This window comes from Mesorhizobium sp. M0601 (genome assembly GCF_040320845.1).
Lineage (GTDB): Bacteria > Pseudomonadota > Alphaproteobacteria > Rhizobiales > Rhizobiaceae > Mesorhizobium.
This window is the reverse complement of sequence record NZ_JAMYQK010000031.1, coordinates 41,700-65,128: the sequence shown is the minus strand read 5'-3', so window position 1 is coordinate 65,128 and position 23,429 is coordinate 41,700. Positions and strand designations below refer to the sequence as shown.

The 23,429-nt window shown below is 63.8% G+C and carries 24 protein-coding genes and 1 pseudogene; 12 read left to right on the top strand and 13 right to left on the bottom strand.

The features are described from left to right. Positions 1-7: 7 nt before the first annotated feature. The gene (locus tag NKI41_RS23950; protein WP_352685399.1) at positions 8-1,189 is read left to right on the top strand and encodes a mandelate racemase/muconate lactonizing enzyme family protein; all 1,182 of its coding nucleotides are present in this window, start codon (positions 8-10) and stop codon (positions 1,187-1,189) included. Here the strand turns inward: NKI41_RS23950 and NKI41_RS23945 are convergent, their stop codons facing one another. Further along, positions 1,190-2,221, bottom strand: coding sequence for a LacI family DNA-binding transcriptional regulator (locus NKI41_RS23945; RefSeq protein ID WP_352539247.1), 1,032 nt, complete (start codon positions 2,219-2,221; stop codon positions 1,190-1,192). Positions 2,222-2,464: 243 nt separating this feature from the next. Between NKI41_RS23945 and NKI41_RS23940 the strand changes: the two genes are divergently transcribed. From NKI41_RS23940 to NKI41_RS23925, 4 genes are read left to right on the top strand one after another with little or no spacing between them, the layout of a single operon-like run. Beyond that, the gene (locus tag NKI41_RS23940; RefSeq protein WP_352539248.1) at positions 2,465-3,475 is read left to right on the top strand and encodes an ABC transporter permease; all 1,011 of its coding nucleotides are present in this window, start codon (positions 2,465-2,467) and stop codon (positions 3,473-3,475) included. A gap of 53 nt (positions 3,476-3,528) precedes the next feature. Beyond that, positions 3,529-4,503 (top strand): sugar ABC transporter substrate-binding protein, encoded by a 975-nt coding sequence (locus tag NKI41_RS23935; protein WP_352685398.1) that lies wholly within the window; start codon positions 3,529-3,531, stop codon positions 4,501-4,503. Between the two features lie 53 nt (positions 4,504-4,556). Further along, positions 4,557-6,119 carry a sugar ABC transporter ATP-binding protein gene (locus NKI41_RS23930; RefSeq protein ID WP_352685397.1) on the top strand — a complete coding sequence of 521 codons (1,563 nt, stop codon included), beginning with the start codon at positions 4,557-4,559 and terminating at the stop codon, positions 6,117-6,119. Further along, a complete protein-coding gene (locus tag NKI41_RS23925) occupies positions 6,116-6,877 on the top strand; it encodes an SDR family NAD(P)-dependent oxidoreductase (protein WP_352685396.1) in 762 nt (253 codons plus the stop codon). Before NKI41_RS23930 ends, NKI41_RS23925 begins: the two co-directional genes overlap by 4 nt. Here NKI41_RS23925 and NKI41_RS23920 read toward each other — a convergent pair. From NKI41_RS23920 to NKI41_RS23885, 8 genes and pseudogenes are all read right to left on the bottom strand, one after another. After that, entirely contained in the window at positions 6,874-7,773 is a 900-nt protein-coding gene (locus NKI41_RS23920; protein ID WP_352685395.1) for an aldose 1-epimerase, read from the bottom strand. The genes NKI41_RS23925 and NKI41_RS23920 overlap by 4 nt on opposite strands. After that, positions 7,757-8,341 (bottom strand): SDR family oxidoreductase, encoded by a 585-nt coding sequence (locus tag NKI41_RS23915; protein WP_352685394.1) that lies wholly within the window; start codon positions 8,339-8,341, stop codon positions 7,757-7,759. Before NKI41_RS23915 ends, NKI41_RS23920 begins: the two co-directional genes overlap by 17 nt. 8 nt (positions 8,342-8,349) lie before the next feature. Beyond that, complete coding sequence (locus tag NKI41_RS23910) at positions 8,350-9,117, bottom strand: SDR family NAD(P)-dependent oxidoreductase (RefSeq protein ID WP_352685393.1); 768 nt, start codon at positions 9,115-9,117, stop codon at positions 8,350-8,352. 381 nt (positions 9,118-9,498) lie between these two features. After that, a pseudogene (locus NKI41_RS23905) lies at positions 9,499-9,711 on the bottom strand (transposase); the annotation flags it as partial. Between the two features lie 32 nt (positions 9,712-9,743). Further along, positions 9,744-10,466: a CE1759 family FMN reductase gene (locus NKI41_RS23900; protein ID WP_352469679.1), complete on the bottom strand. Its 723-nt coding sequence runs from the start codon at positions 10,464-10,466 to the stop codon at positions 9,744-9,746. Positions 10,467-10,502: 36 nt separating this feature from the next. After that, positions 10,503-11,729: a CE1758 family FMN-dependent luciferase-like monooxygenase gene (locus NKI41_RS23895; RefSeq protein ID WP_352685392.1), complete on the bottom strand. Its 1,227-nt coding sequence runs from the start codon at positions 11,727-11,729 to the stop codon at positions 10,503-10,505. 98 nt (positions 11,730-11,827) lie between these two features. Then, positions 11,828-12,253, bottom strand: a complete 426-nt coding sequence (locus NKI41_RS23890) for a DoxX family protein (RefSeq protein WP_352539258.1) — start codon at positions 12,251-12,253, stop codon at positions 11,828-11,830. A 145-nt stretch (positions 12,254-12,398) separates the two neighbouring features. Then, a complete protein-coding gene (locus NKI41_RS23885) occupies positions 12,399-13,019 on the bottom strand; it encodes an isochorismatase family protein (RefSeq protein WP_352685391.1) in 621 nt (206 codons plus the stop codon). A 126-nt stretch (positions 13,020-13,145) separates the two neighbouring features. Here NKI41_RS23885 and NKI41_RS23880 point away from each other — a divergent pair, with 126 nt between their 5' ends. The 3 genes from NKI41_RS23880 (at position 13,146) to NKI41_RS23870 (ending at position 16,504) form a co-directional block, all read left to right on the top strand. Further along, positions 13,146-14,012, top strand: coding sequence for a LysR family transcriptional regulator (locus NKI41_RS23880; RefSeq protein ID WP_352685390.1), 867 nt, complete (start codon positions 13,146-13,148; stop codon positions 14,010-14,012). 417 nt (positions 14,013-14,429) lie between these two features. Continuing rightward, positions 14,430-15,410 carry an NADP-dependent oxidoreductase gene (locus NKI41_RS23875; RefSeq protein WP_352685389.1) on the top strand — a complete coding sequence of 327 codons (981 nt, stop codon included), beginning with the start codon at positions 14,430-14,432 and terminating at the stop codon, positions 15,408-15,410. Positions 15,411-15,442: 32 nt separating this feature from the next. Then, complete coding sequence (locus tag NKI41_RS23870) at positions 15,443-16,504, top strand: alkene reductase (RefSeq protein ID WP_352469672.1); 1,062 nt, start codon at positions 15,443-15,445, stop codon at positions 16,502-16,504. Positions 16,505-16,632: 128 nt separating this feature from the next. Here the strand turns inward: NKI41_RS23870 and NKI41_RS23865 are convergent, their stop codons facing one another. Continuing rightward, complete coding sequence (locus NKI41_RS23865; RefSeq protein WP_352685388.1) at positions 16,633-17,526, bottom strand: LysR family transcriptional regulator; 894 nt, start codon at positions 17,524-17,526, stop codon at positions 16,633-16,635. Between the two features lie 101 nt (positions 17,527-17,627). Here NKI41_RS23865 and NKI41_RS23860 point away from each other — a divergent pair, with 101 nt between their 5' ends. The 3 genes from NKI41_RS23860 (at position 17,628) to NKI41_RS23850 (ending at position 19,353) form a co-directional block, all read left to right on the top strand. Next, complete coding sequence (locus tag NKI41_RS23860) at positions 17,628-18,497, top strand: NmrA/HSCARG family protein (protein ID WP_352469670.1); 870 nt, start codon at positions 17,628-17,630, stop codon at positions 18,495-18,497. A 138-nt stretch (positions 18,498-18,635) separates the two neighbouring features. Beyond that, entirely contained in the window at positions 18,636-19,010 is a 375-nt protein-coding gene (locus tag NKI41_RS23855; RefSeq protein WP_352685387.1) for a glutathione S-transferase N-terminal domain-containing protein, read from the top strand. 100 nt (positions 19,011-19,110) lie between these two features. Next, on the top strand, positions 19,111-19,353 hold the full coding sequence (locus NKI41_RS23850) for a hypothetical protein (RefSeq protein WP_352469668.1): 243 nt from the start codon (positions 19,111-19,113) through the stop codon (positions 19,351-19,353). Positions 19,354-19,503: 150 nt separating this feature from the next. On the opposite strand, the gene NKI41_RS23845 is transcribed toward NKI41_RS23850, so the two are convergent. Genes NKI41_RS23845 through NKI41_RS23835 form a run of 3 tightly spaced genes read right to left on the bottom strand, consistent with a single transcriptional unit; the run spans position 19,504 to position 22,466 of the window. Further along, complete coding sequence (locus tag NKI41_RS23845) at positions 19,504-20,277, bottom strand: SDR family NAD(P)-dependent oxidoreductase (protein ID WP_352685386.1); 774 nt, start codon at positions 20,275-20,277, stop codon at positions 19,504-19,506. After that, a complete protein-coding gene (locus NKI41_RS23840; protein WP_352539265.1) occupies positions 20,274-21,071 on the bottom strand; it encodes an SDR family oxidoreductase in 798 nt (265 codons plus the stop codon). Before NKI41_RS23840 ends, NKI41_RS23845 begins: the two co-directional genes overlap by 4 nt. 3 nt (positions 21,072-21,074) lie before the next feature. Then, positions 21,075-22,466 carry a transaminase gene (locus NKI41_RS23835; protein ID WP_352685385.1) on the bottom strand — a complete coding sequence of 464 codons (1,392 nt, stop codon included), beginning with the start codon at positions 22,464-22,466 and terminating at the stop codon, positions 21,075-21,077. Positions 22,467-22,622: 156 nt separating this feature from the next. On the opposite strand from NKI41_RS23835, the gene NKI41_RS23830 reads away from it, so the two are divergent. Beyond that, positions 22,623-23,369: an IclR family transcriptional regulator gene (locus tag NKI41_RS23830; RefSeq protein WP_352539267.1), complete on the top strand. Its 747-nt coding sequence runs from the start codon at positions 22,623-22,625 to the stop codon at positions 23,367-23,369. The last annotated feature ends 60 nt before the right edge of the window (positions 23,370-23,429 follow it).

Below are 23,429 nucleotides of genomic sequence, written 5' to 3'. Positions count from 1 at the left end.
CTGCCGCATGAAGATCACAGAGATCGAGACCTTTGCCGTCGGCGCGGGCTGGAAGAACTGGCTGTTCGTCAAAGTGCATACCGACAAAGGCATCCACGGCGTTGGCGAAGGCACGCTGAACGGCTTCATCAAGACCACCGAAGCCGGGGTGCACGAGCTCAAGCATCTCGCCATCGGCCAAGACCCGCGCCGCATCAATGCGCTGGCCAAGCGCTTGCTGGACAGCGTTTCGCTCGATGGCGGCCATATCCACCGTACGGTGATCGCGGCGATCGAGGTCGCCTGTTGGGATATCCTGGGCAAGAGCCTCTGCGTGCCGATCCACCAGTTGCTCGGCGGCCAGGTGCGCGACAGCGTGCTCGGCTACGCCAATGGGTGGTACCGCACCGAACGCATGCCGGAAGCCTTCCTCGAGGCCGCCAAAGCGGTTTTGGCCAAGGGTTTTAAGGCATTCAAACTCGACCCTTTCGGCACCGCGCAAGGGTTTATTTCGCGCGAGGAATTGGACCTCTCCTACGCTATCTGCCGGATGCTGCGCGACAGCTTGCCCACGGACACGCTGATCCTGATCGACGTGCATGCCCGCTTCACCGAGATCGCGGCGCTTCAGGCAGCCCAGAAATTTTCCGATCTCGACATTTACTGGTGGGAGGAGCCGACCTCGCGCGACCGGCAGGAGACCGTGCATGAAGTGGCGCATCGCTCGCCGATCCCGGTTGCGACCGGCGAGATGTACGACACGGTCGGCCAGTTCTACACGCTGGCCGCCGGCGGCGGCGTCAACATCTTCCAGCCTGAGCCGATGTCGCTCGGCGGCATCGGGCCGTCGATGCAGGTGGCCAATCTGGCGCTCGCGCATGGCAGCCATATCGCGCCGCACCAGAGCGGTGGACCGGTGGCTACGGCGGTGTGCCTGCAGCTCGCGGCAGCGGTGCCGAATTTCCTTATCCAGGAGCATTTCGACGCCTTCAACGACCCGTGGACACGCGACCTGGTGACCTGGCACCCAACCGTCAATCCCCACAATGGCCACCTGTCGTTGCCGGACGCGCCGGGGCTCGGCATCGATCTCAACATCGATGCGATCAAGGATCATCCCTACGATCCCGATGCCTATCTCAACGTCCACGCCGAAGGCTGGGAAAAGCGCCTCGGACGACGTGAAGAGACCGGCAGGAAGAAACCCTGATCAGGCGCTTTCGCGGTCGACGATCTCGAAGCCGAGGCTGGTGATGGTCGGCACCTTGGTGTCGCCGCCGAGCCTTGCCAGCAATTGCCGCACGGCGCGCCGGCCCATCTCGTAGCGGTTGACCTTTACCGTGGTCAGCGGCGGATAGAGCTGCGCGGCCAGATCCATGTCGCCATAGCCGGCAATCGCGATCCTGCCCGGCACCGCCCAGCGGCGGCGGTGGCACTCCTGCACGGCGCCGACGGCCAGCGTGTCGCTGGAGAAGAAGATGGCATCGATATCCCTGTGACGGGAGGTCAGCGTCACCAGCGCCTCGGCGCCGCCTTGCGCGGTGATCGGCACCTCGACCTCCATGTCGGCATGGTTCTTGATGCCGAGTTCGGTGAGCGCGGCATGATAGCCGGTGCGGCGCTGCTGTAGGCGATCATTGCCATGGATCGGCGTCGAGACGAAGCCGATGCGCTTGTAGCCCTTGGCGGCCAGATGCATGGTCATGGCATAGGCCGTCTCGAAGTTGGAGACGCCGACCACCATGTCGATCGGCTTGCGGCCCTTGATTTCGGAAATCTCGACGATCGGCGCACCGCTGCTCCTCAGAAGCCCGCGCGCCGCCTCGCTTTGTACGAAGCTCTGCAGGATCATGCCGACCGGGCGCCAGCCAAGCAGGTTGCGGATCGATTTCTCCTCGGCCTCCTGCGTGAATTCGCCTTGCACCAGAAGCATCGAGTAGCCGCTCTCATGGCATTCGTCCGACATGCCTTGCACCTGTTCGGCAATGCCCGAATTGATCAGCGGCGGCACCACCGTGCCGATCATGCGGCCATTGCCGCGCATGCTGGAGGCCAGCCGGTTGGGCACGAAGCCGGCCTGCTCGATAGCCTCAAGCACTTTCGCGCGCGTCTCGGGCGAGACCATGTCGGGATTGGACAGCGCCCGCGATACCGTCATCGGCGCGACACCAACGCGCTTGGCGATCTCGCGGACACCAAGGCGCTGCCGCTTCTTCTCGCCCGCCGGCGGCTCGTCGACCATCACCATGCTCCAAGAGAGCGCGATCCGTCAGCAATGTCCCGCGGACCGCGGCGTAAACGCCCATTCATAGCGGTTGGCGCGAATGCATTCCAGCGATGGAGCTGGCTATGCACTGCCAGGAAATTCGCCGTTGACAAGTTATAATATTATAATCTTAATGGCCAAGAGGAGTGCGCCAGGATCGGCACAGGTGAATGGAGCCGGCCGCAAGAGCCGGCGACAGGCGCCGCCAGGGAGGTCAGGATGAACAGCGCGGCTGAGGTGAGCGCGCCGCTCCGGGACGCGCGATCGTTCCGGCGGCGACTGATAGGCTTGATTGCCGTCGGCGAAGTCGGCGTGCTGGCGGCCATGGCGTTGCTGATCGCCTTCTTCTGGCTGATCGAACCGGCTTTCCTGTCGGAGCGCAACATCCGCGCCATTCTCAACGTCGTCTCCTTTGTCGGCATCATCGCCATCGGCCAGACCATCCTGCTGGTCGCCGGCGAATTCGACCTGTCGGTCGGCTCGGTGGCCGGGTTGTCCGCCGTGATCGCCGCCAAGCTGATGACCGCGGCCGCCCTGCCGGTGACCGTCGGCGTTCTCGGCGGCGTTGCCGTCGGTGCCCTGATCGGCCTGCTGAATGGCCTGATCGTCGTCAGGGTCGGCATCCCCGCCTTCATCCAGACGCTCGGCATGCTGTTCATCGGCCAGGGCCTGATCCAGGTGGTGACGGGCGGTTATCCAGTCTATCCGCTGCCCGAGGCGATCAACACGATCGGTGGCACAGATCTCGCCTTTGGGCTGGGCTGGAGCTTTGCCTTCTTCATCGTCGCCGCCATCCTTGCCGACTTCGTGCTGCGGCGCACCGTTCTCGGGCGCAACATGTATGCCACCGGCGGCAACAAGGAAGTGGCGCATCTCGTCGGCATCAAGACCAGCGCCTACAAGATCGGCGCCTTCATCACCGTCGGCGCGCTGTCGGCGATCGCCGGCATGTTCGTCATGGCCGATCTCGGCAGCGGCGGCACTTCGATCGGCAGCGGCTGGGAACTGACGGTCATCGCCGGTGTCGTGGTCGGCGGCGTCAGCCTGTTCGGCGGCGCCGGCACGGTGGCCGGCGGCGTCGTCGGCATTCTCATGCTGAAAGTGGTGCAAAGCGGCCTCGTCGTCATCGGCGTCAACTCCAACTGGCAGCAGATCGCGGTCGGCGTGATCATGGTCATGGCTGTCGGCCTCGACATCGTGCGCCGCCGCTATTTCATCGCCGGCGCTTGAGAGGCCGTGGATATTGCACCGGCAAAATGCCGGCCAACCAAGGGAGGTAAGACATGAAAATCCATTTGAAAAAGAGGGTGATCCGAGCCGCATTGGTAGCGGCGGCCGTTGCCACCTCGCTGGGCTCGGTGAGCTTGGCCCGAGCGGCGGACATCCACCTGCTCTGGGTGCAGGCGATGAAGGATCATCCCGTGCACCGGCTGATGCAGGCCGGTTTCCTCAACAAGTGCAAAGAGCTCGGCTACACCTGCGAGGTCGTCGGCGACCCGAGCGCCACCAACTGGGACATCCCCGCAACGCTGCCGCTTGCCGAAGCCGCCCTCGCCCGCACCAAATACGATGCCATCGGCGTCTACGGTCCCGATCCGGCCATCTATTCCTACATCTCCAAGCTGGCCAAGGAGGGCTTCCCGATCGTCACCTGGCACGTGCTGCCGCCCGAAGGGACCGTAAACGGGCTGAAAGCGGCAACGGGCGAGAACATCGCCGAGGCCGGGACCAACGCCGCGATCGCCATCGGCGACAAGCTCGGCGGCAAGGGCACGGTGGCACTGACGCAAGGCGCCTCCAACGACACCGAAAACGCCATGTCGGATGCCTTCCGCAAGACCATCGCCGCGAAATATCCCGGCATCAAAGTGCTCGACACCCAGATGGAAGGCTTCGAACCCTCGGCGGCGGAAGCCAAGGCGGTGGCGATCCTGCAAGGCAATCCCGACGTGACCGCCGCCTTCGGCACTACCGGCAACAGCATCCAGACCTGGTCGGGGGCGGCCCGCAAGGCCGGGCGCGATGTCGTCATCATCGGCATGGATTATATTCGGCAGAACCTCGATCTGGTAAAATCGGGCGCCGCCTACGGCATCGTCGCGCAGCCGCTCTATGAAGAGAGCGCCAAGGTCGCCGAGCTGCTGGGCGATCTGGCCCAGGGCAAGACCGTGCCCTACAGCAATCCGCTGCCGGCCAAGGTGATCACATCAGCCGACCTCGCCCCCTACTACAAGATGCTGGACAGCGCCGGCCAGTAACAGCTCCCGCCGGGTCCGCTTGCGCGGGCCCGGTGCCTTTTGAGAGGATCGCCGTGTCCAACACCGCCCAAGCGCCTCTGTTCTCGGCCCACGCACTCGCCAAGAATTTTGGCGGCGTGCAAGCACTGCGTGGTGTCGACTTCGATGTGACATCGGGCGAAATCCATGCCCTGCTTGGGCAGAATGGCGCCGGCAAATCGACCCTGGTGAAAATCCTCAACGGTGTGCATCCGGCCGGCTCCTACACCGGCGCCATCCAACTTGACGGACGGCCGGTCAGTTTCGCCTCGCCTGCCGATGCGCGGTCGAACGGCGTCGGCTATGTGCCGCAGGAAATCGAGGTGCTCGAGCAGCTTTCGGTCGCCGAGAACGTCTTTGCCGGCCGGACCGGTCTCAGTGACGGCATGCTCGTCCACCAGCGCCAGCTCGAGCAGCGCGCCGGCGCGATCTTTGCCGAGCTTGGCATCGACATCAATCCCCGGGCCTATGTCGCGTCGCTGACCTCGGCGCAGCGCCATCTGGTGATGATTGCGCGCGCCATCGTGCTGAAGCCGCGCGTGCTGATGCTGGACGAGCCGACGGCCTCGCTGTCGGGCACGGAAGTCGACGCGCTGTTCAGCGTACTGCGGCGCCTGAAGGCGCAAGGCGTGGCGATGATCTACATCACCCATCGCCTGCCCGAAGTGCTCGCCATCTGCGACCGCGCCACCGTGCTGCGTGACGGACAAGTGGCGGTACGCATCGCAAGGGAGGATTTCGATGCCGAGACCTTCATCTTCTCGATGTCGGGCCAAAGGCTGCATCGGCTGTTTCCCGAGCATGTTGCACCTGTCGGCGCGCCGACCGCGCTGGAGGTTCGCCGTCTCACTGTCGCCGGCCACAGCGGCGCTGTTCATGGCGCGAAGGATATCAACCTCTCGGTGGCCGCCGGCGAGATCGTTGGACTGGCGGGGCTGCTCGGTTCCGGCCGCAGCGAGATCCTGCACGGCATCTATGGCCGGGTGCCGGCCGAGGGCGAAATCCGTGTCGCTGATCAGCCTGTAGCGATCAAATCGCCAAGCAATGCCCGCGCCGCCGGCATCGCCTTGTTGACCGAGGATCGCAAGCGCGACGGCCTGCTGTTCAACCTGCCGGTCGGCGCCAACATCACCATCGGCAATCTCGCGCCCCTATCGCGGCATGGCATGGTGCGCGGCGGACTGGAACGCAGCTCGATTCTCGCCGCCATGCGCGCGCTCAACGTCAAGGCATCGTCGCCGCAGACCGCGGTCACCCATCTTTCGGGCGGCAACCAGCAGAAGCTGCTGTTTGCCCGCGTGCTGATGCGGACGCCGAAAGTGCTGCTGCTCGACGAGCCGACCAAGGGCGTCGACGCGGCAACCCGGCACGAGATCTACCGGCTTGTGGTTGAGCTCGCCGAGAAAGGCGTGGCCTTGCTCATCGTCGCTTCCGAGCTTGAAGAACTGATCGGCCTTTGCGACCGCTGCCTCGTCGTTGCCGATGGCCGCATCGTCGACGAATTCGGCCGCGGCGAAGGCGGCGAAGACCGCGTGCTGCGCTCGGTGACGGCAGCGCAAGCGGAACGCCACGTGATAGCTTCACAGGTCTCTGCATGATCTTTGCCGGCAAACGCGTTTTCGTCACGGGGGCTGCGACCGGTATCGGCCGGGCGACAGCGGAGTACCTTGCCGCCGAAGGTGCCAAGGTCTTTGGCGCAGGGCTGCATGGCGAAGAGGGAAACGCGCTCGCCGGTCGCTATACCGGAAGCCAGCTGATCTTTCACCAGAGCGACCTCACCCGCGAGGCCGAGGTGCAGGCGGCCGTGGCGGCAGCGACAGGGCGGTTTGGCGGTCTCGACGCGGTCATCAACTGCGCCGGCATCTATCCGACCGGCAAGCGGCTTGAAAAGCTTTCCGACGAGGAGTGGGACAGGACCATCGCCGTCAATTTGACGGCCATCTTTCGCGTCTGCCGCGCGACCTTGCCGCTGCTGCGCGCGGCCGGCGGCGGCTCGATCGTCAACATCGCCTCCGTGCATGCCGACGCAACGGTTCCCGGCGTGCCTGCCTATGCTGCGACAAAGGCGGCGGTCGTCGGCCTGTCGCGGCAGATGGCGCTTGACTATGCCGTCGACCGTATCCGCGTCAACGCCGTGCTGGTCGGTTCCGTCGCCACGAGGATGACGCTGGACGGGCTGGAAGCGGCCGGCGGTGCGGAAGCACTGGGCCTGTCCTTCGAGCCCAACAGGATCGCGCGCATCGCCAACCCTTCGGAGATCGCCACGGCAATAGGCTTCCTGATCTCCGATGCCGCGTCCTTCGTGACCGGCAGCGCCATGCAGGTGGATGGCGGCCTGCTGGCGCGGCTGCTCTAGGTGTTAACCGCAAAGGGCATGAACAAGACTGTGCCAGCAGCGTTCTCGCCGGGGGCAAGCACGATCACGCCTTCGTCCGGATCGTCCCATCTGCCCCGGTTGAATGCGCCGGAGGCGTTGGTTTGCGGCTCGACGCAGAAATACGGTTTTGTGGGATCGGCATAAAGCATCAGATGCTTGAAGACGGGATCCGCAGCGATCCGCAACCCGACGCCGCGTGACGGAAAGCGAAGGGTCGCTTCGCCGCTCCAGCCGCCATAGTCGTTGTTGCGCCAGCCGCCCGACAAGGGCCGAGTCTCGGCATAGTCGAGTTCGGGTGGAAGCGTGATCCGATCACCGGAAATGCTCTCCGGTCCTTCGAGATAGAAGTGCCTGGCCTTGAACTGCAGCGTCACGTCCGGATTGCGATCGAACCAGGGATGCAGGCCAAAGCCGAACGGCATGTCGACCGGCCCAGTGTTGGTCAGTGTCATGGTCACGCTAAGGCCCTCCTCGGAGACTACGAAAGCCTGCGTCGCGCGGTAGGAATAGGGCTCCGGTCCCGCGGCGATGTCCAGCGACAGCGTCGCGTCGATGGCGCCTGCCTTGGTGACAGTCCAGGAGTGTTGCCAGCCGCTGCCATGCACGTTGAATTTTTCCGGCGGATTGTTGGGCAGGACCTGCCAGCGTTTTGCTGCGAACTCGAAGGCGTTTCCGGTGATGCGGTTGGCGTAGGGCATCATCGGGAACATGGCAACGCCAAGCACATCGCCGGCGTCAAGATCCTCCTTCGAAAGCCGGCGCATGAGATCGATGCCGTGCCAGCGCAGCGAGCTGACGCTGCCGCCGATTTGCGGCACCAGGGCGACCTCAAGCGCTTCGGCCTTGAGCGTCAACCGATCAGAAATTGCGCCCATAGCCTGCCATCCATCCACCATCGACACCCAGCATCTGGCCGGTCGCATAGGTGTTCAGTGGATCGCAGAAGAACAGCACGGCCGCAACTGCTTCCTCGATGCTGCCGGCGCGGCCGACCGGTGTGTGGCTGAGCATGGCGTTGTCGCCCGAAACCATGGTTTCATCCCCGACCGTGCCGACGCCAACGGCATTGACCAGCACCTTAGGGCCGAACTCCATGGCCAGCGTGCGCATGCCGGCAAGGATCGAGGCGTTCTCCATGGAAAAGCGCGGATGGCGGCGCATCGGCATGCCGGCGGTCACCGACAGCAGGAAGACGATGCGCCCGCTGCCGCGCTCGGTCATGGTCACGGCAGCCTTGCGCGCATCGGCGTAGTGAGACCGCGGATCGCGCGTCGCCGTTCCTGGCCACAACGCGCAGGAGATCAGCAGGATATCGGCGGCCCGTGCATGGGAACCCTCGACCAGATGGCCGCCATTGGCCTGCAACGCGGCAAGTGCGGCCTCGGCCACCGGATTGGTGTCGCCATCGAGTGCGTAAGCAGTGCCCTCGAGATCGATTTCCATGCCCGCACTCACATCATGTATCCTGCTGTCCAGCCGCCATCGACGGCCAGCACCTGGCCGTTGATATAACTGGCGGTGGGGGAAGCAAGGAACAGCACCGCCTCGGCGATCTCCTCCGGCCGGGCCGGCCGGCCAAGCGGCACATGGGCGAGGAATTCTTCGGTACGTCCGGCGAACTTGCCGTCCTCGCCATAGAACAGTTTGGCGGTCAGCGCTGTCATCACTGAACCCGGCGCGATCGCATTGGTCAGGATGCCCTTTTCGCCCAGTTCAATCGCCATCGAGCGCGTCAGGTGGATGATGCCGGCCTTGGCGGCGACGAACGGGCTCTGCAGGCGCATCGCCGCCAAGCCGACCACCGAGGCGATGTTGACGATGCGGCCGCCTCTGCCGGCTGCAAGCATCGGCACAAGCGCCGCGCGGCTCATGATGTAGAGGCCGTCGAGATCGATGCCGGTGATGCGATCCCATTCCTCGACTGGAAATTCATTGATGGTGACGCGGTGCGCCAGTGTGTTGACGCCGGCATTGTTGACGAGAATGTCGAGGCGGCCGTAGCGCGCCATGGTGGCGGCGATCGCGTCGTCCACCGAAGCCGGATCGCGGATGTCGACGGCACAGGCCATCGCGCTGCTCAGGGTTGCCGCTACGCGCTCGGCGCCTTCCATGTCGATATCGGCGACAACGATTGCAGCATCATTGTCGGACAGCCGTTTGGCGATAGCGCTGCCGATCGCTCCCGCTGCACCAGTGACCAGCGCTGTCTTACCTCTCAAATCGCATCGCATGCGTCATTCCCCACCTTCGATCAGAATTATGCTATTATAATGCTATAGGCTTCACAACAGAGCAGATTCGAACCGGAAGGAACGTCACAAACGCATCGCATAACATTGCCTGAGGTGCACGAGGCACGCAGCGTCGGCTTCACCAGTAGCGGGCGCCGGTCCGACCCCCCGCAGGAATAGACAGCCGCTTGACACGAGCCTTCTGAGGGTAAGGCACTCCTTGCGCCAGATTTGTAGCCAGGACGGCCTCGTCAGCCGCTGCAGCGAAGTCGGAACTGGCAGCGCGATGAGTGGGGGGAAAGGCGGTATCCCTCTCCCGCTACCATAACTACCTTTGTCCAACCCGGAGACATAGGTAACAGATTGTACCTAAGACATGGGTGACAACCTCGTGCCGAACGGGTTGTCGATGGTCTGCAAGGTCCTCTGTTCCAAGTCGATATACCCGAGATCGTAATGCATGAAGCTGACGAGCCAAATGCCGTCGTCGACCTCCTTGATTCCCAGCCTCTGACCGGCGAGCACGGTCGAGACGTTGATCTTCTTCCTGTGCATGCAGATGCGGCCGCAAGCGGTAACTAGGCCAAAGGATTGGGCAAGGAAATTCAGCTCCCTCAGCCTCTGACGATCATCCGCTCTACAGCCGTCCCTCCTGCGGCCAGCTTCATCAGATCGGTGTCGAAATTGACATCGGCAGCGCTGCGCTCCGCGCGCGCCGCATTGCCTGCGAACTGGTGTTGATAGCCTTTCCATGCCGCGTCCGCGATGGATCGGCTGGTGCCACTCAACAGGAACTGGGTGAGCTCGGTAGCAGCTCGATCGATGCGACCGCCGAGCTCCGGCGACCCCCAATCTTCCGGGGCAGCAAAGATCGACGTCGGCACGGGAAAAGTGCGCAGAAACGCGAAAAGCGGGCGCATCTGCGCGTCCGCGACCATCGCATGGCGAGCGGTGCCGGCCGTCGCGGCGAGGATCACCGGTTTGGCAATGAGCAAGTCGTTGTCGAGGATATCGATGAACGACTTGAACAGCCCGCTGACACCGGCCTTGTAGACTGGCGTGGCGGCAACGACGGCATCCGCGCCGGCAAGCGTTTCGATTACGGACTGCACCTTGGCCTCGGGAAATCCGGCCACCACGGCACGCGCAATATCGACTGCAAGCGGAGCCAGGTCGATGACGCTAAGGACGGCGGTCTTTCCCGTACCAGTGATACGTTCGATGCTCTTCTGTGCGATGCGGTCGGCCAGCATCCGCGTTGTGGAGGGATCATTTACGCCTGCGTTCACCACGACGAGCCGTATGGGCTTCCCCCTGTTCTCGATGGTCTTCGTCATCTCTCTAATCCTTTCCCTGAAGACACCACCGGGGGCCTACCGCTTTGCGACATTGCCGGACCGGGCGGCCTGCCCCACGACCAGCGGGGCGCGCGCTGTAACGTTTTCGTCAGTATCGTGATACGGCCGGACATCCGTCAGGTTGTCTCCGCGATTGGCATTCGGACGCGGCTGGCGCGGCGGCTGGTCTCCATACTTGACTTCCACCAGGCTCCGGTGCGTCGGGGCTATGGCGGCGCCCGGCGAGCGTCGCGCCGCCATCTCCTTGCGGAGCACGGGCACCACCTCAGTGCCCAGCAGCTCGACCTGCTCGAGAGCCATCTCCAGCGGCAATCCCATGGCGTCGAGAACCCAGAGTTGCCGCTGGTAGTCGCCGAAGGCTTCCCGGAAGCTCAGCGTCCTGTCAATGACCTCCTGCGGGCTGCCAACACTGAGCGGCGTATCGCGCGAATATTCTTCCAGCCGATAGGTCTTTCCGTAGATGGGGCTGCCTTCGAAATAGGGCCGGAATCGGCCGTATGCGTCCTGCGAGCGCTTGGCGATGAAGGCATAGCCACCAAGCCCGACGACGGCCTGCTCCTTGGTGCCGTGTCCGTAATGCTCGAACCGCTCGCGGTAGAAGTTCACCAGCGGCAGGAAGTGCAGGTTGGGCGCAAGGATGTTGTTGGCGAAATAGCCGTTCCCGTAAAAAGCCGCCTGCTCGGCGATCTCCGGAGTGCGGATCGAGCCGTGCCAGACAAAGGGAGGAACGTCGTCGAGCGGACGCGGGATCGACGTGAAGCCTTGCAGCGGGGTCCGGAATTTGCCTTGCCAATCGACAACGTCCTCGCGCCACAGCTTGTGGAGCAGATTGTAGTTCTCGAGCGCCAGTGCGACGCCGTCACGCATGTCCTGCCCAAACCAGGGATAGACCGGCACTGTATTCCCGCGGCCGAGCATCAGGTCCATCCGCCCCTTCGAGAGATGCTGCAGCATCGCGTAGTCTTCCGCGATCTTCACCGGGTCATTGGTCGTGATGAGCGTCACGGCGGTGCTGAGGATGATGCGCTGCGTCTGCGCGGCGATATGGGCGAGCAGAGTCGTCGGCGAGGACGAGAAAAAGGGTGGGTTGTGGTGCTCGCCGATGGCGAAGACATCAAGCCCGACCTCGTCCGCCCGCTTCGCGATCTTGACGATGGCATCGATCCGCTGCGCCTCGCTCGGCGTGACGCCTGTGATCGGGTTGCGCGTTACGTCGCTGACAGAGAAGATTCCGAATTGCATTTTGAAGCTCCAGGGGCTCGATGTCGGTAGATGTCTGCGTCAAGGGGTCGTGATCCGCGAGTGGCGGGCCGGCCTACCCTCTTCGTGACTCGCCATGCTCAGCGAGCCGGGATCTTGGCTTTCCGCAGCCGGGCCCAGGCAATGAACAAGGACAAGGCGAGCAGCGTCAGGTTGATGGGCAGCATCTTGGCCGTCTCGCCGAGCAGCGCATGCGTGATGATCGCCCCCACCTGTATGAGTGAAAGCCCGACAGCCGCCAGCGGCGTCAGCCAGGGCTTGATCCGCGTCGCGGCCGGCAGGATGAGACCGACAGCGCCCAGCACTTCGAGAGTGCCGATCAGCCGTGTGACGGCTTCCGGTACATGGGTGACGAAGCTCATGCTCGCGGCGAGCGCGTCGATGGGCTGTGTCAGTTTCGCGCCACCGGCTGCCAGATAGAGGAGAGCCAGGAGCGCCTGTGCGATCCACAGCGCCAGGCTCCAACGATTGATGGGGCCGCGAACGGCGCCGGTTTGAGTGTTCATTTTGATCGTCCTTTTCGAAAATAGGGAAATTGGCGGCGGGAGAGCCGACTATGCGCTGCTCGTCGGTGCTGCCGGTGGAACAGGCGGGAAAAATCGGCCCTGTCAGAGGCTTCCCCGCCGCTCCAACCGTGCTCGGCCTGGCGCTTCAGGCGGCCTTTGCGGCCGGACCCTGCAGCTTCGCAAGCTCCTCGTAATACCAGTACACCAGCGCGCGGGCCTTGTCGGCCACCGGCCCCGCCCAGTCGCGGAAGAGTTCGGTAACGACAGCCAAGGCCGTACTGGGGACCGCCCCGGCATGAGTGAGCCGCTGGATCGCCGTGCTGTGGGCAAGCTGCGACCGACCGCCGACGGCGTCGACCGGGAAAGCCACGTCATGGCCGTCCTTGAGCGCATCGATGACCGGGAAAGCAAGGCAGATCTCGGTCCAGAGGGCGCCGATGATCAGCCGTTTGCGGCCGGTCTTCTCGACCGCGGCGCGAAAGGCCGGATCTTCCCACGAGTTCATTGTCGAGCGATCGATCACCTCGATGCCGGGCAGTTCGGCGAGGATCGCCGGAACCGTGGGGCCGTTGACACCCATGTTTGCACCGACCGTCGAGAGAATAATGGGCATGTCGAAAGCCCGTGCAGCCCTGATCAGTAGCCGCACGTTGAGCTCGACCAGGTTGGCCGGCGTTTCGGATCGGATCTGGCTGAACATTTCCGGCTGGTAGTCGATCAGCACCAGCGCAGATTCTTCGTATTTCCACACGTCTTGCACGCTCATCTATTTCTCCATGGGGTTGGTCCGGCGCGGCTATGCCGGATGAACTGACCCACGAAGGATGGCGTTCCTTGTCGGCTTAAGATAGCCTCCGGTTTTGCGATTGATTGTTGCTGAAAGCGGAACGCTATGGAGATTGAGGACGTCAGGACTTTCGTGGAGATCGCGGAGGGGCGAGGCATATCGCCTGCCGCGCGGCGGCTGGGCGTCGCAAAATCCGTCGTCAGCCGCCGACTGGCTCGGCTGGAGGAAACGCTCGGAAGCCAGTTGCTCTCTCGCACGACTCGCGGCGCCGCCTTGACGGAGGCCGGCGCGACGTTCCGCGACCACGCCACTCGCATCCTCGGCGAGTTCGAGGCGGCACAGGATGCGATAGCACCCGATGGCGCGGTGCGCGGGCTTCTGCGTATCGCCGCGCCCCTGTCTGGCGGGCCGAGGCTTGTCGCCCCGGTTCTTGCCGAACTCGCTCGACGCCATCCCTTGCTGCATGTTCATGCAGCCTACAGCGATCGTTTCGTGGATCTGATTTCCGAGGGCTTCGACGCGGGAATCAGGGCGGGATTTCTGCCTGACTCGAGCCTGATCGCCAGACGCATTCGGCCCATATCCGGGATGCTTGTCGCCAGCCCCGCCTATATCGCCGGGCATGGGGCACCGCAAACGCTTGGCCAACTGGCGGATCACGAGTGCCTGTTGCAGGGGACCGAAGCATGGCGGTTCGTCGAAGGAGGCAAAACGATCGCGGTCCATCCTCACGGTCGTTTCAAGGCGGATAACGGCGAAGCGCTCCTTTCGGCGGCGCTGGCCGGACTCGGCGTGGCGGCCCTGCCGGATTTCCTGATCGAGCCCCACATCGCCTCCGGTGCGCTCATCCCCCTGCTTGCCGACCACACGGTGGTCGCGGCAGGGCTTTATGTGGTGCGTCCTCCCGGCGACTTCCCGCCACGCAAAGTCAGAGCGCTGATCGACATCATGCTCGAATATCACGCCGGCTGAGGACGGGCGCCCGACGGCCAATGGAGATCGGCGGCTGTGCACTCTGCGGACCCGGCCGAAGGCTATGGTTAGTATTCGATCGAGACACTGGCAGAACTCGCCTTCAAGCGGCTCAAGAGCGGCATGGGCACCCATAAGCTTCCTGCACGCGATGAGCGGCTCGTCCGAAGCTGGCTCATGGCCCATCTGATCCTGGCGCTGATGATCGACGAGCCCGATCACGCGCCGCTACAAGGTCGCCGTCGGCCGACCGCTTTTCCGCCTGGCCGAAAAGCACCGTACGGATAAGGCCACAAATACGAAATTGGAGACGCCGGAAGGCCATTAGGTGTCTCTCCAGCGAGACAGACTGTCTTATTTCGATGACTTATGGCGCGGGTTTCGAACGCATACCTTCTGCCAAGAAGGAGAACCTACATGATCCAATCCGCTGATCTCAAGCGCGGGGCCTCCACATCCGAACCGCTTGCCCCCGGCCGAGCCTTACGTCTTCAAGCCTATGGCGGCCCCGAATCGCTGACAGTCGATAGCGTATCCGCGCCCGAGCCGGGTCCGGGCGAGGTCTTGGTGTCGGTCAAGGCCGCCGCGGTAAACGGTATCGACTGGAAAATCCGTGAAGGCTACCTCCGCGAGCGCTTCAAGCTGACCCTGCCCGCGACGCTTGGCATCGAAATGGCCGGCGTCGTGCTTCGGACCGGCCCCGGCGTCACAGGCGTGAAGCCCGGGGATCGGGTTATGGCCGCCATCGGTGGCGTCGGAGCCTACGCCGACCATCTGGTCATCAACGCCGAGAAGCTCGTCCTGACGCCGGCATCACTGTCCGACGTGGAGGCCGCGGCCATTCCGGTCGCGGCGATGACAGCCTGGCATGTCATTCAGGCGGCGGATTTCGACCTCTCCGGACGGCGGGTGCTGATCCATGGCGCAGCCGGCGGCGTGGGCGGCTTTGCCGTCCAGTTCGCCAAGGCGGCCAGAGCGACGGTCTTTGCCACGGCCTCGACCAATAGCCTGCCACATGTCCGGGCGCTCGGCGCGGACGAGGTGATCGACTATCGGCAGCAGAACTTCGAGCTGCTTGCGCGCGACATCGATTTCGTCGTCGACCTCGTCGGTGGTGAGGTCGTGAACCGCTCCTGGGCAGTCCTGTCGCCCGATGGCCTTCTCGTAAGCATCGCCGCCACGGACCTCGCATCACGTACGCCGCCAGGCCGCCGCGGCGTCTTTTTATCGAACAAACCTGATACCGCGCGCCTGACCGCGATCGCCCAGCAGGTCGCCGTCGGCGCCCTGCGATCGACGATCGCCGACGTGGTGGGCTTCGATGATTTGGCTTCCGCAATCGAGCGCAATCGCACCGGCCACGCACCCGGCAAGATCGTCGCTGATTTCACCCGCTGATCACCAAGTTTTCAACTTTCAAGGAGTTTATCATGACGACTATCTGGAGTCCGGTCCGCGTGGGCCAAATGGACCTGCCCCACCGCCTGGCCTTGGCCCCGATGACTCGCAGCCGTGCCGAGTTCAACGGCGTACCGGGCGAGCACGCCGCTGAATACTACGCCCAGCGCGCCTCCCTTGGCCTGCTGATAACCGAGGGTGTGCAACCCTCGGCCGATGGCCAGGGCTATTTCGCGACGCCGGGGATCCACGCACCCGAACATGTCGCCGGCTGGCGCAAGGTCACCGATGCGGTTCACGCAAAAGGCGCGAAGATCTTCCTGCAGCTCATGCATGTCGGCCGCATGTCGCACCCGGACAACACGCCGCATCACCGTCAGCCCGTCGCCCCATCGGCCGTCGCGCCCGGTGAGCAGATGTTCACTGCGAGCGGCATGCAGCCCATCCCCGAGCCGCGCGCGCTGACGACCGAGGAAGTCGCCGCCACGGTGCAGGACTTCCGGCGGGCCGCGCGGCTGGCTATCGATGCCGGCGCCGACGGCGTCGAGATTCACGGCGCCAACGGCTATATCGTCCATCAGTTCTTTGCGCCGAACGCCAATCACCGGACCGACGCCTATGGCGGGCCGATCGCTAACCGCATTCGGTTCGCCGTCGAAGTGGCGCAGGCTGTCGCCGATGAGATCGGCGCCGATCGCACCGCTATCCGCCTTTCGCCAGGCCTGCCTTTGGGCGGGCTTGATGAAGGTCCGGAGAGTCCTGCGCTCTATCGCGAACTGGTCGCCGCGCTGGCACCACTGAAGCTGGCCTATCTCCATCTGATGTATGGCGGGGGCGACGAGTTCCTCGCCGACATCCGCCGTGCGTGGCCCACGACCCTGATGGTGCTGCGGCTTGGCCGCACACGCGAAGCCCTGGACCAGGACATCGTCTCGGGCCAGGCAGACATGACCTCGATCGGCCGTTGGGCTTTGGCCAATCCCGACTTCGTCGAGCGTCTGCGGTTGGGCGCGCCCGTCAACGAGCCCGATCCATCCACCTTCTATGGCGGTGGCGCGGCCGGCTACACGGACTATCCGCGGCTTGCGGGCTGATGCGTCGGCTGCTGTAGTTCATCGGACTGCAGCAGCCACCTTCTGGCGGTCGTCGCTTGCGTTATTGGATCAAGCTGGCCCGCGACGTGGGTGATGGCGTTGGCCGACAGAAGGTAACCGTGGCGGCTTCAAATCCGAATGAACGCTGCCAATTCGTCGGGAGTTCCTTTTGGGAACGCTCCTCTCAGATGGTCGAGAAAGGCGGAAACGCGGGCATTCAACAGGCGCCGCGACGGGTAGAGCGTCCACAGTGCCGTATCGGGACCATCCACGTCCCCCCAATGCACCAACGTGCCGGCGGCCAGATCATGACTCACGAGCGATACCGGCAACCGTGCCGCACCCACGCCCATGACGACCGCATCGCGAACCATGATGATCGACGACAGGCTGAGCACCGGGGTGAACGCGATCGTCGTCGGCCCCGTGTCCGGTTTGATATTCCACAACGAGAGTCCTCTGTCCGAGCTCCGCACGACAGCGGGAGCGGCGTCTCCGTCTCGCGGTCTCGCCACTTGCGGGCTCGCCACGATCACAAGCCGATCACGCATGAAGACCCGTCCCACCAGGCTTTCATCGGAACGCGGATTGACGCGAATGGCCAGGTCATACCCTTCTTCGACCATGTCGACTGCACGGTCTTCGGTCGTGACTTCAAGGATAACGTCGGGATATTTGAGCGAGAAGCCTGCCGCCAGCTTACCCATCGCAAGTTGAGAGAAGAGCAACGGTGCACTGATCCGCAAATTTCCACGCGGTTCCCGGTCTCCCGACGCAATCGCTGCGGCCGTCTCCTCCACTTCCGTCAGCAAGCGACTGGTTCGCTCATGCAGGTCCTTTCCCTCCTGCGTGAGCTTCAGGGCACGCGCCCCGCGCTCGAACAAGCGTAGGCCCAAGCTATTCTCCAGTTCTGCGGCGCGCCGCGAGAGCGTCGCCTTGGGGCGCCCTGTGGCGCGCGCGGCTCGCCCGAATCCACCATGACGTGCAACCAGATTGAAGTCGGCTAGGGCGAGCAGGTCCATGTGTTCCACCAGTGAGACAGGGTGTCTACAAATGGCAGCTTCCGGTGCGTTTGTGGACTCCTAAATAGCGCTAACGATCTGATAAAAGCAGGAGTGACCACATGACTATCCTCGTCACCGGTGCAACCGGAACCGTCGGCCGCAATGTCGTCGATCAGCTCATCAAGCGCGGCGCTAATGTGCGCGCGCTCGTCCGCGATCCCTCGAAGGCCAATTTACCAGCCGCCGTTGCCCTCGCCGAAGGCGATCTGCTTGACGTCGATGCGCTGCGCACGGCCTTCTCGGGCGTGTCCACCCTGTTCTTGCTCAACGCCGTGGTGCCCGACGAGTTTACCCAGGCGCTGATCGCCCTCAATCTGGCCCATGAGGCCGGGATCAAGCGGATCGTCTATCTGTCCGTGCTTCACAGCGACATCTACGTGAACGTGCCGCATTTCGCCGGTAAGTTCAGTGTCGAACGCATGCTGGAGCAGCTGGGCTTCAACGCCACCATCCTGCGGCCTGCATACTTCATCAACAACGACTATTCGGTGAAGGACGTGGTGCTCGGTCACGGTGTCTATCCGATGCCGATCGGTGACAAAGGCATCGCGATGGTCGACGCGCGCGATCTCGGTGAGATCGCAGCCATCGAGCTGGTTCGCCGTGAGCAGGCAAGCGAGCCGCTTCCTCTCAAGCGGATCAATGTCGTTGGTCCCGACACGCTGACCGGTGCCGATGTCGCCGCCATCTGGTCGAATGTTCTTGGGCGGACGATCCACTATGGCGGCGACGATACCGCTGGGTTCGAGCAAAACCTCCGAAATTACGCACCGAGCTGGATGGCGCTCGACATGCGTCTCATGGCCGAGCGCTTCCTTGTGGTTGGCATGGTCCCTGAGGCAGGGGATGTTGATCGATTGACCGGCATGCTGGGTCGCCCGCTGCGCTCCTATCGCGACTTCGCAGCGGAAATCGCTGTTTTGGCTTGATCATTCCGCATGTCTGAATATCGGCCTGCCGGTGCGCTTGCAACGCCGGCGGCCGAACGGGGTCATGCGGCGGCATATTCGAGCGCGCATAGCCGCCCCACGGCCAACCCGCAGTGCATCCGGCAAAAGGCATTTGCCATGACCAATACCGTGTTCAAGCCCATCGTCTACCTGCTCCATGGCTGCCCGTTCTGCATGAAGGTTCGCGTGTTCCTGCTTGAGGCGAGACTGCTCGACCAGGTCGACATCCGGCTGGTCGAACAGGGCAGCAAAGAGAAGTGCCAGATCACAGAGAAGCTCGCCGCGCACCTGCCCAAGGTCGGCTTTCCAACTGTCGAGCTAACGCCGGGACAGTATATGACGGAATCCGACGAGATCATCGCCTGGTTTGCCAAGGGCGCCGCCATCGACATCGCGACGCTGCCGACCTTCCAGGATTGTGTCGGCGGTATTTTCAAGGACCACATCAGCCTGTACCGCGAGAACATGCGGCTCCAGCAGCAGGCGGTCTGAGAGCCGGTTCGAAACTGGGTGTTTGACACCGGACCTTGATGGTGCAGTCTCTTCGCCAGTGGGAGAAGCGCTTTGGGTCGGGTTCACCACGGGAGCGTAGTTGTTCACCTATGTGGGCGTCCGGAAGGCAGTCCGCGGCAATATTGTCGGATATGCTTTCTGTTCAGATGCCTCGATTACCGCGGAAGGCAAAGCGAAACGCGCGTTGTGCATGTATTCGCACGGCAATCCGCGCGACCATATCGACCATTCCTGCCATCGCCGCGCGTTCTGGGTGTTTATGAACGCGGGTGTAAAGCAAGTCCTGGCCTGTTCGACCGTTGGCGCCATCGTGGCTGCCTGAATTGCAGCCAAAAGCGCGGCGGGGCAAATCAACGCGGTCTTCCCTATCTGAATGTCGATAGAGGCAGCAGCGTGAGACAAGTGGCGCCGCTTATCAGAGCGCCGGTATCCTGGCCATTCGCCTGTGACAAGCCTCACTGGTCAGGTCGCATCACACTGCCCTGTTTTGCGTTGGTGCACGGCCGCCGCCGTCGGCGACGAGCACAGCACCGGTGACGAAGGAGGCGGCATCGGAAGCCAGGAACAGACAGCAGTTGGCGATCTCAGACGGTTCGGCGACACGCCTGAGCGCAATACGGCCGGTGAGCGCGGTGAACTCCTCGTCGGGCGTCGAGCCGTTGGCCGCTGCCGCCACTTCCATTTCGTAGACGCTCATCGGCGTCCGCACCCAGCCAGGCGCCAACGCGTTGGCGCGGATGCCGTCGGGGCCATGTGCAAAGGCGAGCGAGCGGGTGTAGGAGACGAGTGCTGCCTTGCTGGCCGAATAGGCGACATTTTGGCCGCTGGCGTTGAAGGCGCCGACGGAGGCGATGTTGACGATCGCGCCGCCGCGCTTTTTCATGAGCGGCAGTGCGGCGCGGCAGACCATCATGGCGCCCGTCACATTGACCGCAAAGCTGCGCGCCCAGGTCTCATCGCTCAGGCTCTCCGGCTCGTCGAGGATCATCACTCCGGCGGCGTTTACGACGATATCAAGACACCCGCCGCAGGCGTCGATAGCACGTGCGACATCGTCTGCGCTGGTGATGTCGCCGAGCACGGCGGCACCGCCGCTCGCCTTGACGGCGCCGTCCAGTCCCTCACCGCCGAGGCCGAAGGCGATGACTTCGGCGCCGTGCCGGCCGAACAATTCGGCAGTGGCGCGGCCCATTCCGGTGGCAGCACCGGTGATCAGCGCCTTGCGGCCTTCGAGGCATCGGCTCATGTCAGCCCCCAATGGCGCTCGACGGCGAAGCCGGTTTCCGGCAGCGTTGAGCCGCCGTCGACGACGATCGTCTGGCCGGTAGTGTATTTGGCCTGCTCCGAGGCGAGGTAGAGCATGGCATAGGCAATGTCGTCCGCCTCGCCGAGATGGCCAACGGGGATGTGTTGGCCGAGGCGCCCGGCAACTTCCGGCGCGCTCATCGTGCCCCTGCCCGGCTTGGCTATGAAGCCCGGCTCGACACCGTTGACGGTAATGCCGTCGCGCGCGAATTCGAAGGCGGCACCCCGAATGAAGGCGTTGACGCCGGCCTTGGCGGCCGAGTAATGCGCGCCGCCGGCCATCGCCAAGCGCGCCGACACTGAAGAGGTGACAAGGATGCGGCCGAAGCCGTTCTTGCGCATCACCGGCACTGCTGCCTGCGCCAGCCAGAAGCAAGGCTTGAGGTTAAGCGCCAGCGCTTCATCGAGCTTGTCCTCGTCAAGATCCTCAATCGAGGCCCAGGGACAGCCGCCGGCATTGTGGACGACGATGTCGAGCCGGCTCGCCTGACGTACGATGTCGCCGACCAGTGCGTGCAGCCTGGCGCGGTCGAGCACAGCAAGCGGAACCGCACGCACATCAAGCTTGCGGGCGGACAATTCGGCGGCCAGCGCTTTTGCCATATCGAACGTTCGATTGGCGATGACGACACTAGCACCGGCCTCGGCGAAGCGGGTGACGATCGCAGCACCGATGCCGCGTCCGCCGCCGGTCACCAGCGCCACCTTGCCGCTGAGATCGAATGGTTTCGCCATCGCTCAGACGACTCCGGCGCCACGCACAAGATCTATGAAACGGGTGAAGACCTCGGCGTGGCGGTCGACATCGGCCTCGGTCGTCGCCGGACACATCAGGAACATGGTGTGGAAGGGCGTCACCAATATGCCCTCGTTCATGTAGAAGGCGTGCAGCAGCGTCTCGAGATCTCCGCGCCGGCCGGCGATGACGTCGGCGCCGTTCCGCGGCGGATCGGGCATGAACATGATCTCGGCGCGGGCGCCGATCTGCGTCACATGCCACGGCAACTTATTGGCGTTTATGATGCCACGTGCCATCTCCGCCAGCCGCGAGGCTCTGCCGATCATGATTTCGAAGTTGGCGGGCGTGAGCACCTCTTCCAGCACAGCGCGCATCGTGGCTACGGTGAGTGCGTTGCCGGCCAGCGTGCCGCCGATGCCGAGATGCGCCGACTGGCGCACGCGCGGATTGACCATCGGCACGATGGCCCACAACCGCTCGGCGATCGCCTGCGAGACGCCGAAGATGCCGGCCGGAATGCCGCCGGCGATGGCCTTCCCGGCGACCAGAATGTCCGGCTCCAGCCCATGCTCGGACGAATAACCGCCGGGTCCGCTGGAGATCGTATGCGTCTCGTCAATGATCAAGACCGTGCCGGTGCGGCGGGTGATCTCGCGCAGGGCGTCATGAAAGCCGTCGGCGACCGGGATCATGCCGAAATTGGTCATCAGCGGCTCGGTCAGCACGCAGGCGACGTCGCCAGCCGAGAGTGCCGTTTCGAGCGCAGCGACATCGTTGAACTCGACCACCCTCGATACGGCCGAATGGTCGACACCGTTGGGATGGATCATGTTGCGCAGGCCGACACGGCCGTCGCGGATCTCGACATGCGCTTCCTCGACGCTGCCGTGATAGCAGCCGGAAAAAACCAGCACCTTGTCGCGGCCGGTGATCATGCGGGCGATGCGGATGGCGCCGCGATTGGCGTCGGTGGCCGAGGTGGTCAGCGTCCAGTAGGGCAGTCCGAAGCGACGATGCAGCTCAGTGCCAACCCACAGGCTGTCCTCCGTGGGCAGCATCATCGTTGTGCCGTTCTGCAACTGGCGCCGTGCGGCGCAAGTCACCGCCTCCGGCGCGTGGCCGCACATGCCGCCAGTGTCGCCAAGGGCGAAGTCGACATAGTCGTGACCGTCGATGTCTCTTATATGGGCGCCGCTGGCCGACGCGGCATAAACCGGGAAGCCGCCGGCCCAGCGCCGCATCCAGTGCGAGGGTCCGCCATAGAGGAAACGCTGCTTGCCCTCTTCCCAGGCCGCCGCTGAGCGCGGATGCGTGTCACTGAAGCGCGCCTGCTCGCGGTCGAGCAGCTCACCAATGGTCGTTGAATGCGAATCGCTTCTGCTGGCAGCCATCACAGCGCTTAACTCTCCCTGCCGCGCGATTATTTTGGGGCGCGCGCGTTCCAATCTGGTTCACTATTTGAACCAGCATTTTGTATGTTATAGACTGCAAGGCGGGTCGGCTGCTGTCAAGTTAATTCACACGCGAAGTATCTCGGAGAATCGATAATGAGCACAGTCGGCAAGGCGGTTTCGCTGCTGGAGCTGTTCACGGTGGGTGAACCGGAGATCGGCCTCTCCGACCTCGCCCGCAAGGCCGGTCTCGACAAAGCCACCGCAAGGCGCCTGCTGCTAGCGCTTTCCAACCACCGGCTGATCGAGCAGGAGCCGAAGAGTCGCCGCTACCGGCTGGGCGCCGGCCTGTCGCGGCTGGCCCGCATTCGCGACGCACATTTCCCTTTCGTCCGCGTCGCGGCGCCTGTGGCGCGAGAGCTTTCGCTCGAAACCGGCGAGACCGTGCATCTGTCGGAATTCAGCGCCGGGGCGCTGCTGACCGTCCATGTTGAGCTTTCCACCAAGGCCAACCGCGTCAATGTCGATGTTGGCCAGGTGCTGCCGCTGCACGGCACAGCGTCCGGCGTCGCCTTCCTGGCCGCTTCAAGCCCGGATGTGGTCGGCGCCTATTTCAAAAAGCCGCTGCAGGTGTTCACCCGGCATACGGTGACGCGGCCGGACAAGGTTGTGGAGGCGATACGGCTTGCCGCCACGCGCGATTACTCTCGCAGCGCACAGGGCTATGAGGAAGGCGTGCACAGCATCGCCGCGGCGATCCTCGGCGCTGACGGCCAGCCGATCGGCACCTTGGCGGTGGCTTCGCCCGTCTCACGCGTCGACGACGCGACCGCAGCCACACAGGGCAGGGCAGCAATCAAGGCAGCACGGTTGATCACGGCGCGTCTCACCGGCGAACCTTAGCCTTGCATCTCCGCGACGGATGCATCGGGCATGCCCTTGCGCCATAATCTCGCAAAATCG

What these genes read in the sequence shown, in the direction of transcription:
- NKI41_RS23875 (WP_352685389.1), top strand. Translation starts at nt 14,430, where the DNA reads ATGATCCAATCCGCTGATCTCAAGCGCGGGGCCTCCACATCCGAACCG.
- NKI41_RS23920 (WP_352685395.1), bottom strand. Translation starts at nt 7,773, where the DNA reads ATGGGCGCAATTTCTGATCGGTTGACGCTCAAGGCCGAAGCGCTTGAG.
- NKI41_RS23900 (WP_352469679.1), bottom strand. Translation starts at nt 10,466, where the DNA reads ATGACGAAGACCATCGAGAACAGGGGGAAGCCCATACGGCTCGTCGTG.
- NKI41_RS23870 (WP_352469672.1), top strand. Translation starts at nt 15,443, where the DNA reads ATGACGACTATCTGGAGTCCGGTCCGCGTGGGCCAAATGGACCTGCCC.
- NKI41_RS23950 (WP_352685399.1), top strand. Translation starts at nt 8, where the DNA reads ATGAAGATCACAGAGATCGAGACCTTTGCCGTCGGCGCGGGCTGGAAG.
- NKI41_RS23865 (WP_352685388.1), bottom strand. Translation starts at nt 17,526, where the DNA reads ATGGACCTGCTCGCCCTAGCCGACTTCAATCTGGTTGCACGTCATGGT.
- NKI41_RS23835 (WP_352685385.1), bottom strand. Translation starts at nt 22,466, where the DNA reads ATGGCTGCCAGCAGAAGCGATTCGCATTCAACGACCATTGGTGAGCTG.
- NKI41_RS23840 (WP_352539265.1), bottom strand. Translation starts at nt 21,071, where the DNA reads ATGGCGAAACCATTCGATCTCAGCGGCAAGGTGGCGCTGGTGACCGGC.
- NKI41_RS23945 (WP_352539247.1), bottom strand. Translation starts at nt 2,221, where the DNA reads ATGGTCGACGAGCCGCCGGCGGGCGAGAAGAAGCGGCAGCGCCTTGGT.
- NKI41_RS23885 (WP_352685391.1), bottom strand. Translation starts at nt 13,019, where the DNA reads ATGAGCGTGCAAGACGTGTGGAAATACGAAGAATCTGCGCTGGTGCTG.
- NKI41_RS23860 (WP_352469670.1), top strand. Translation starts at nt 17,628, where the DNA reads ATGACTATCCTCGTCACCGGTGCAACCGGAACCGTCGGCCGCAATGTC.
- NKI41_RS23830 (WP_352539267.1), top strand. Translation starts at nt 22,623, where the DNA reads ATGAGCACAGTCGGCAAGGCGGTTTCGCTGCTGGAGCTGTTCACGGTG.
- NKI41_RS23940 (WP_352539248.1), top strand. Translation starts at nt 2,465, where the DNA reads ATGAACAGCGCGGCTGAGGTGAGCGCGCCGCTCCGGGACGCGCGATCG.
- NKI41_RS23880 (WP_352685390.1), top strand. Translation starts at nt 13,146, where the DNA reads ATGGAGATTGAGGACGTCAGGACTTTCGTGGAGATCGCGGAGGGGCGA.
- NKI41_RS23855 (WP_352685387.1), top strand. Translation starts at nt 18,636, where the DNA reads ATGACCAATACCGTGTTCAAGCCCATCGTCTACCTGCTCCATGGCTGC.
- NKI41_RS23935 (WP_352685398.1), top strand. Translation starts at nt 3,529, where the DNA reads ATGAAAATCCATTTGAAAAAGAGGGTGATCCGAGCCGCATTGGTAGCG.
- NKI41_RS23925 (WP_352685396.1), top strand. Translation starts at nt 6,116, where the DNA reads ATGATCTTTGCCGGCAAACGCGTTTTCGTCACGGGGGCTGCGACCGGT.
- NKI41_RS23915 (WP_352685394.1), bottom strand. Translation starts at nt 8,341, where the DNA reads ATGGAAATCGATCTCGAGGGCACTGCTTACGCACTCGATGGCGACACC.
- NKI41_RS23895 (WP_352685392.1), bottom strand. Translation starts at nt 11,729, where the DNA reads ATGCAATTCGGAATCTTCTCTGTCAGCGACGTAACGCGCAACCCGATC.
- NKI41_RS23845 (WP_352685386.1), bottom strand. Translation starts at nt 20,277, where the DNA reads ATGAGCCGATGCCTCGAAGGCCGCAAGGCGCTGATCACCGGTGCTGCC.
- NKI41_RS23890 (WP_352539258.1), bottom strand. Translation starts at nt 12,253, where the DNA reads ATGAACACTCAAACCGGCGCCGTTCGCGGCCCCATCAATCGTTGGAGC.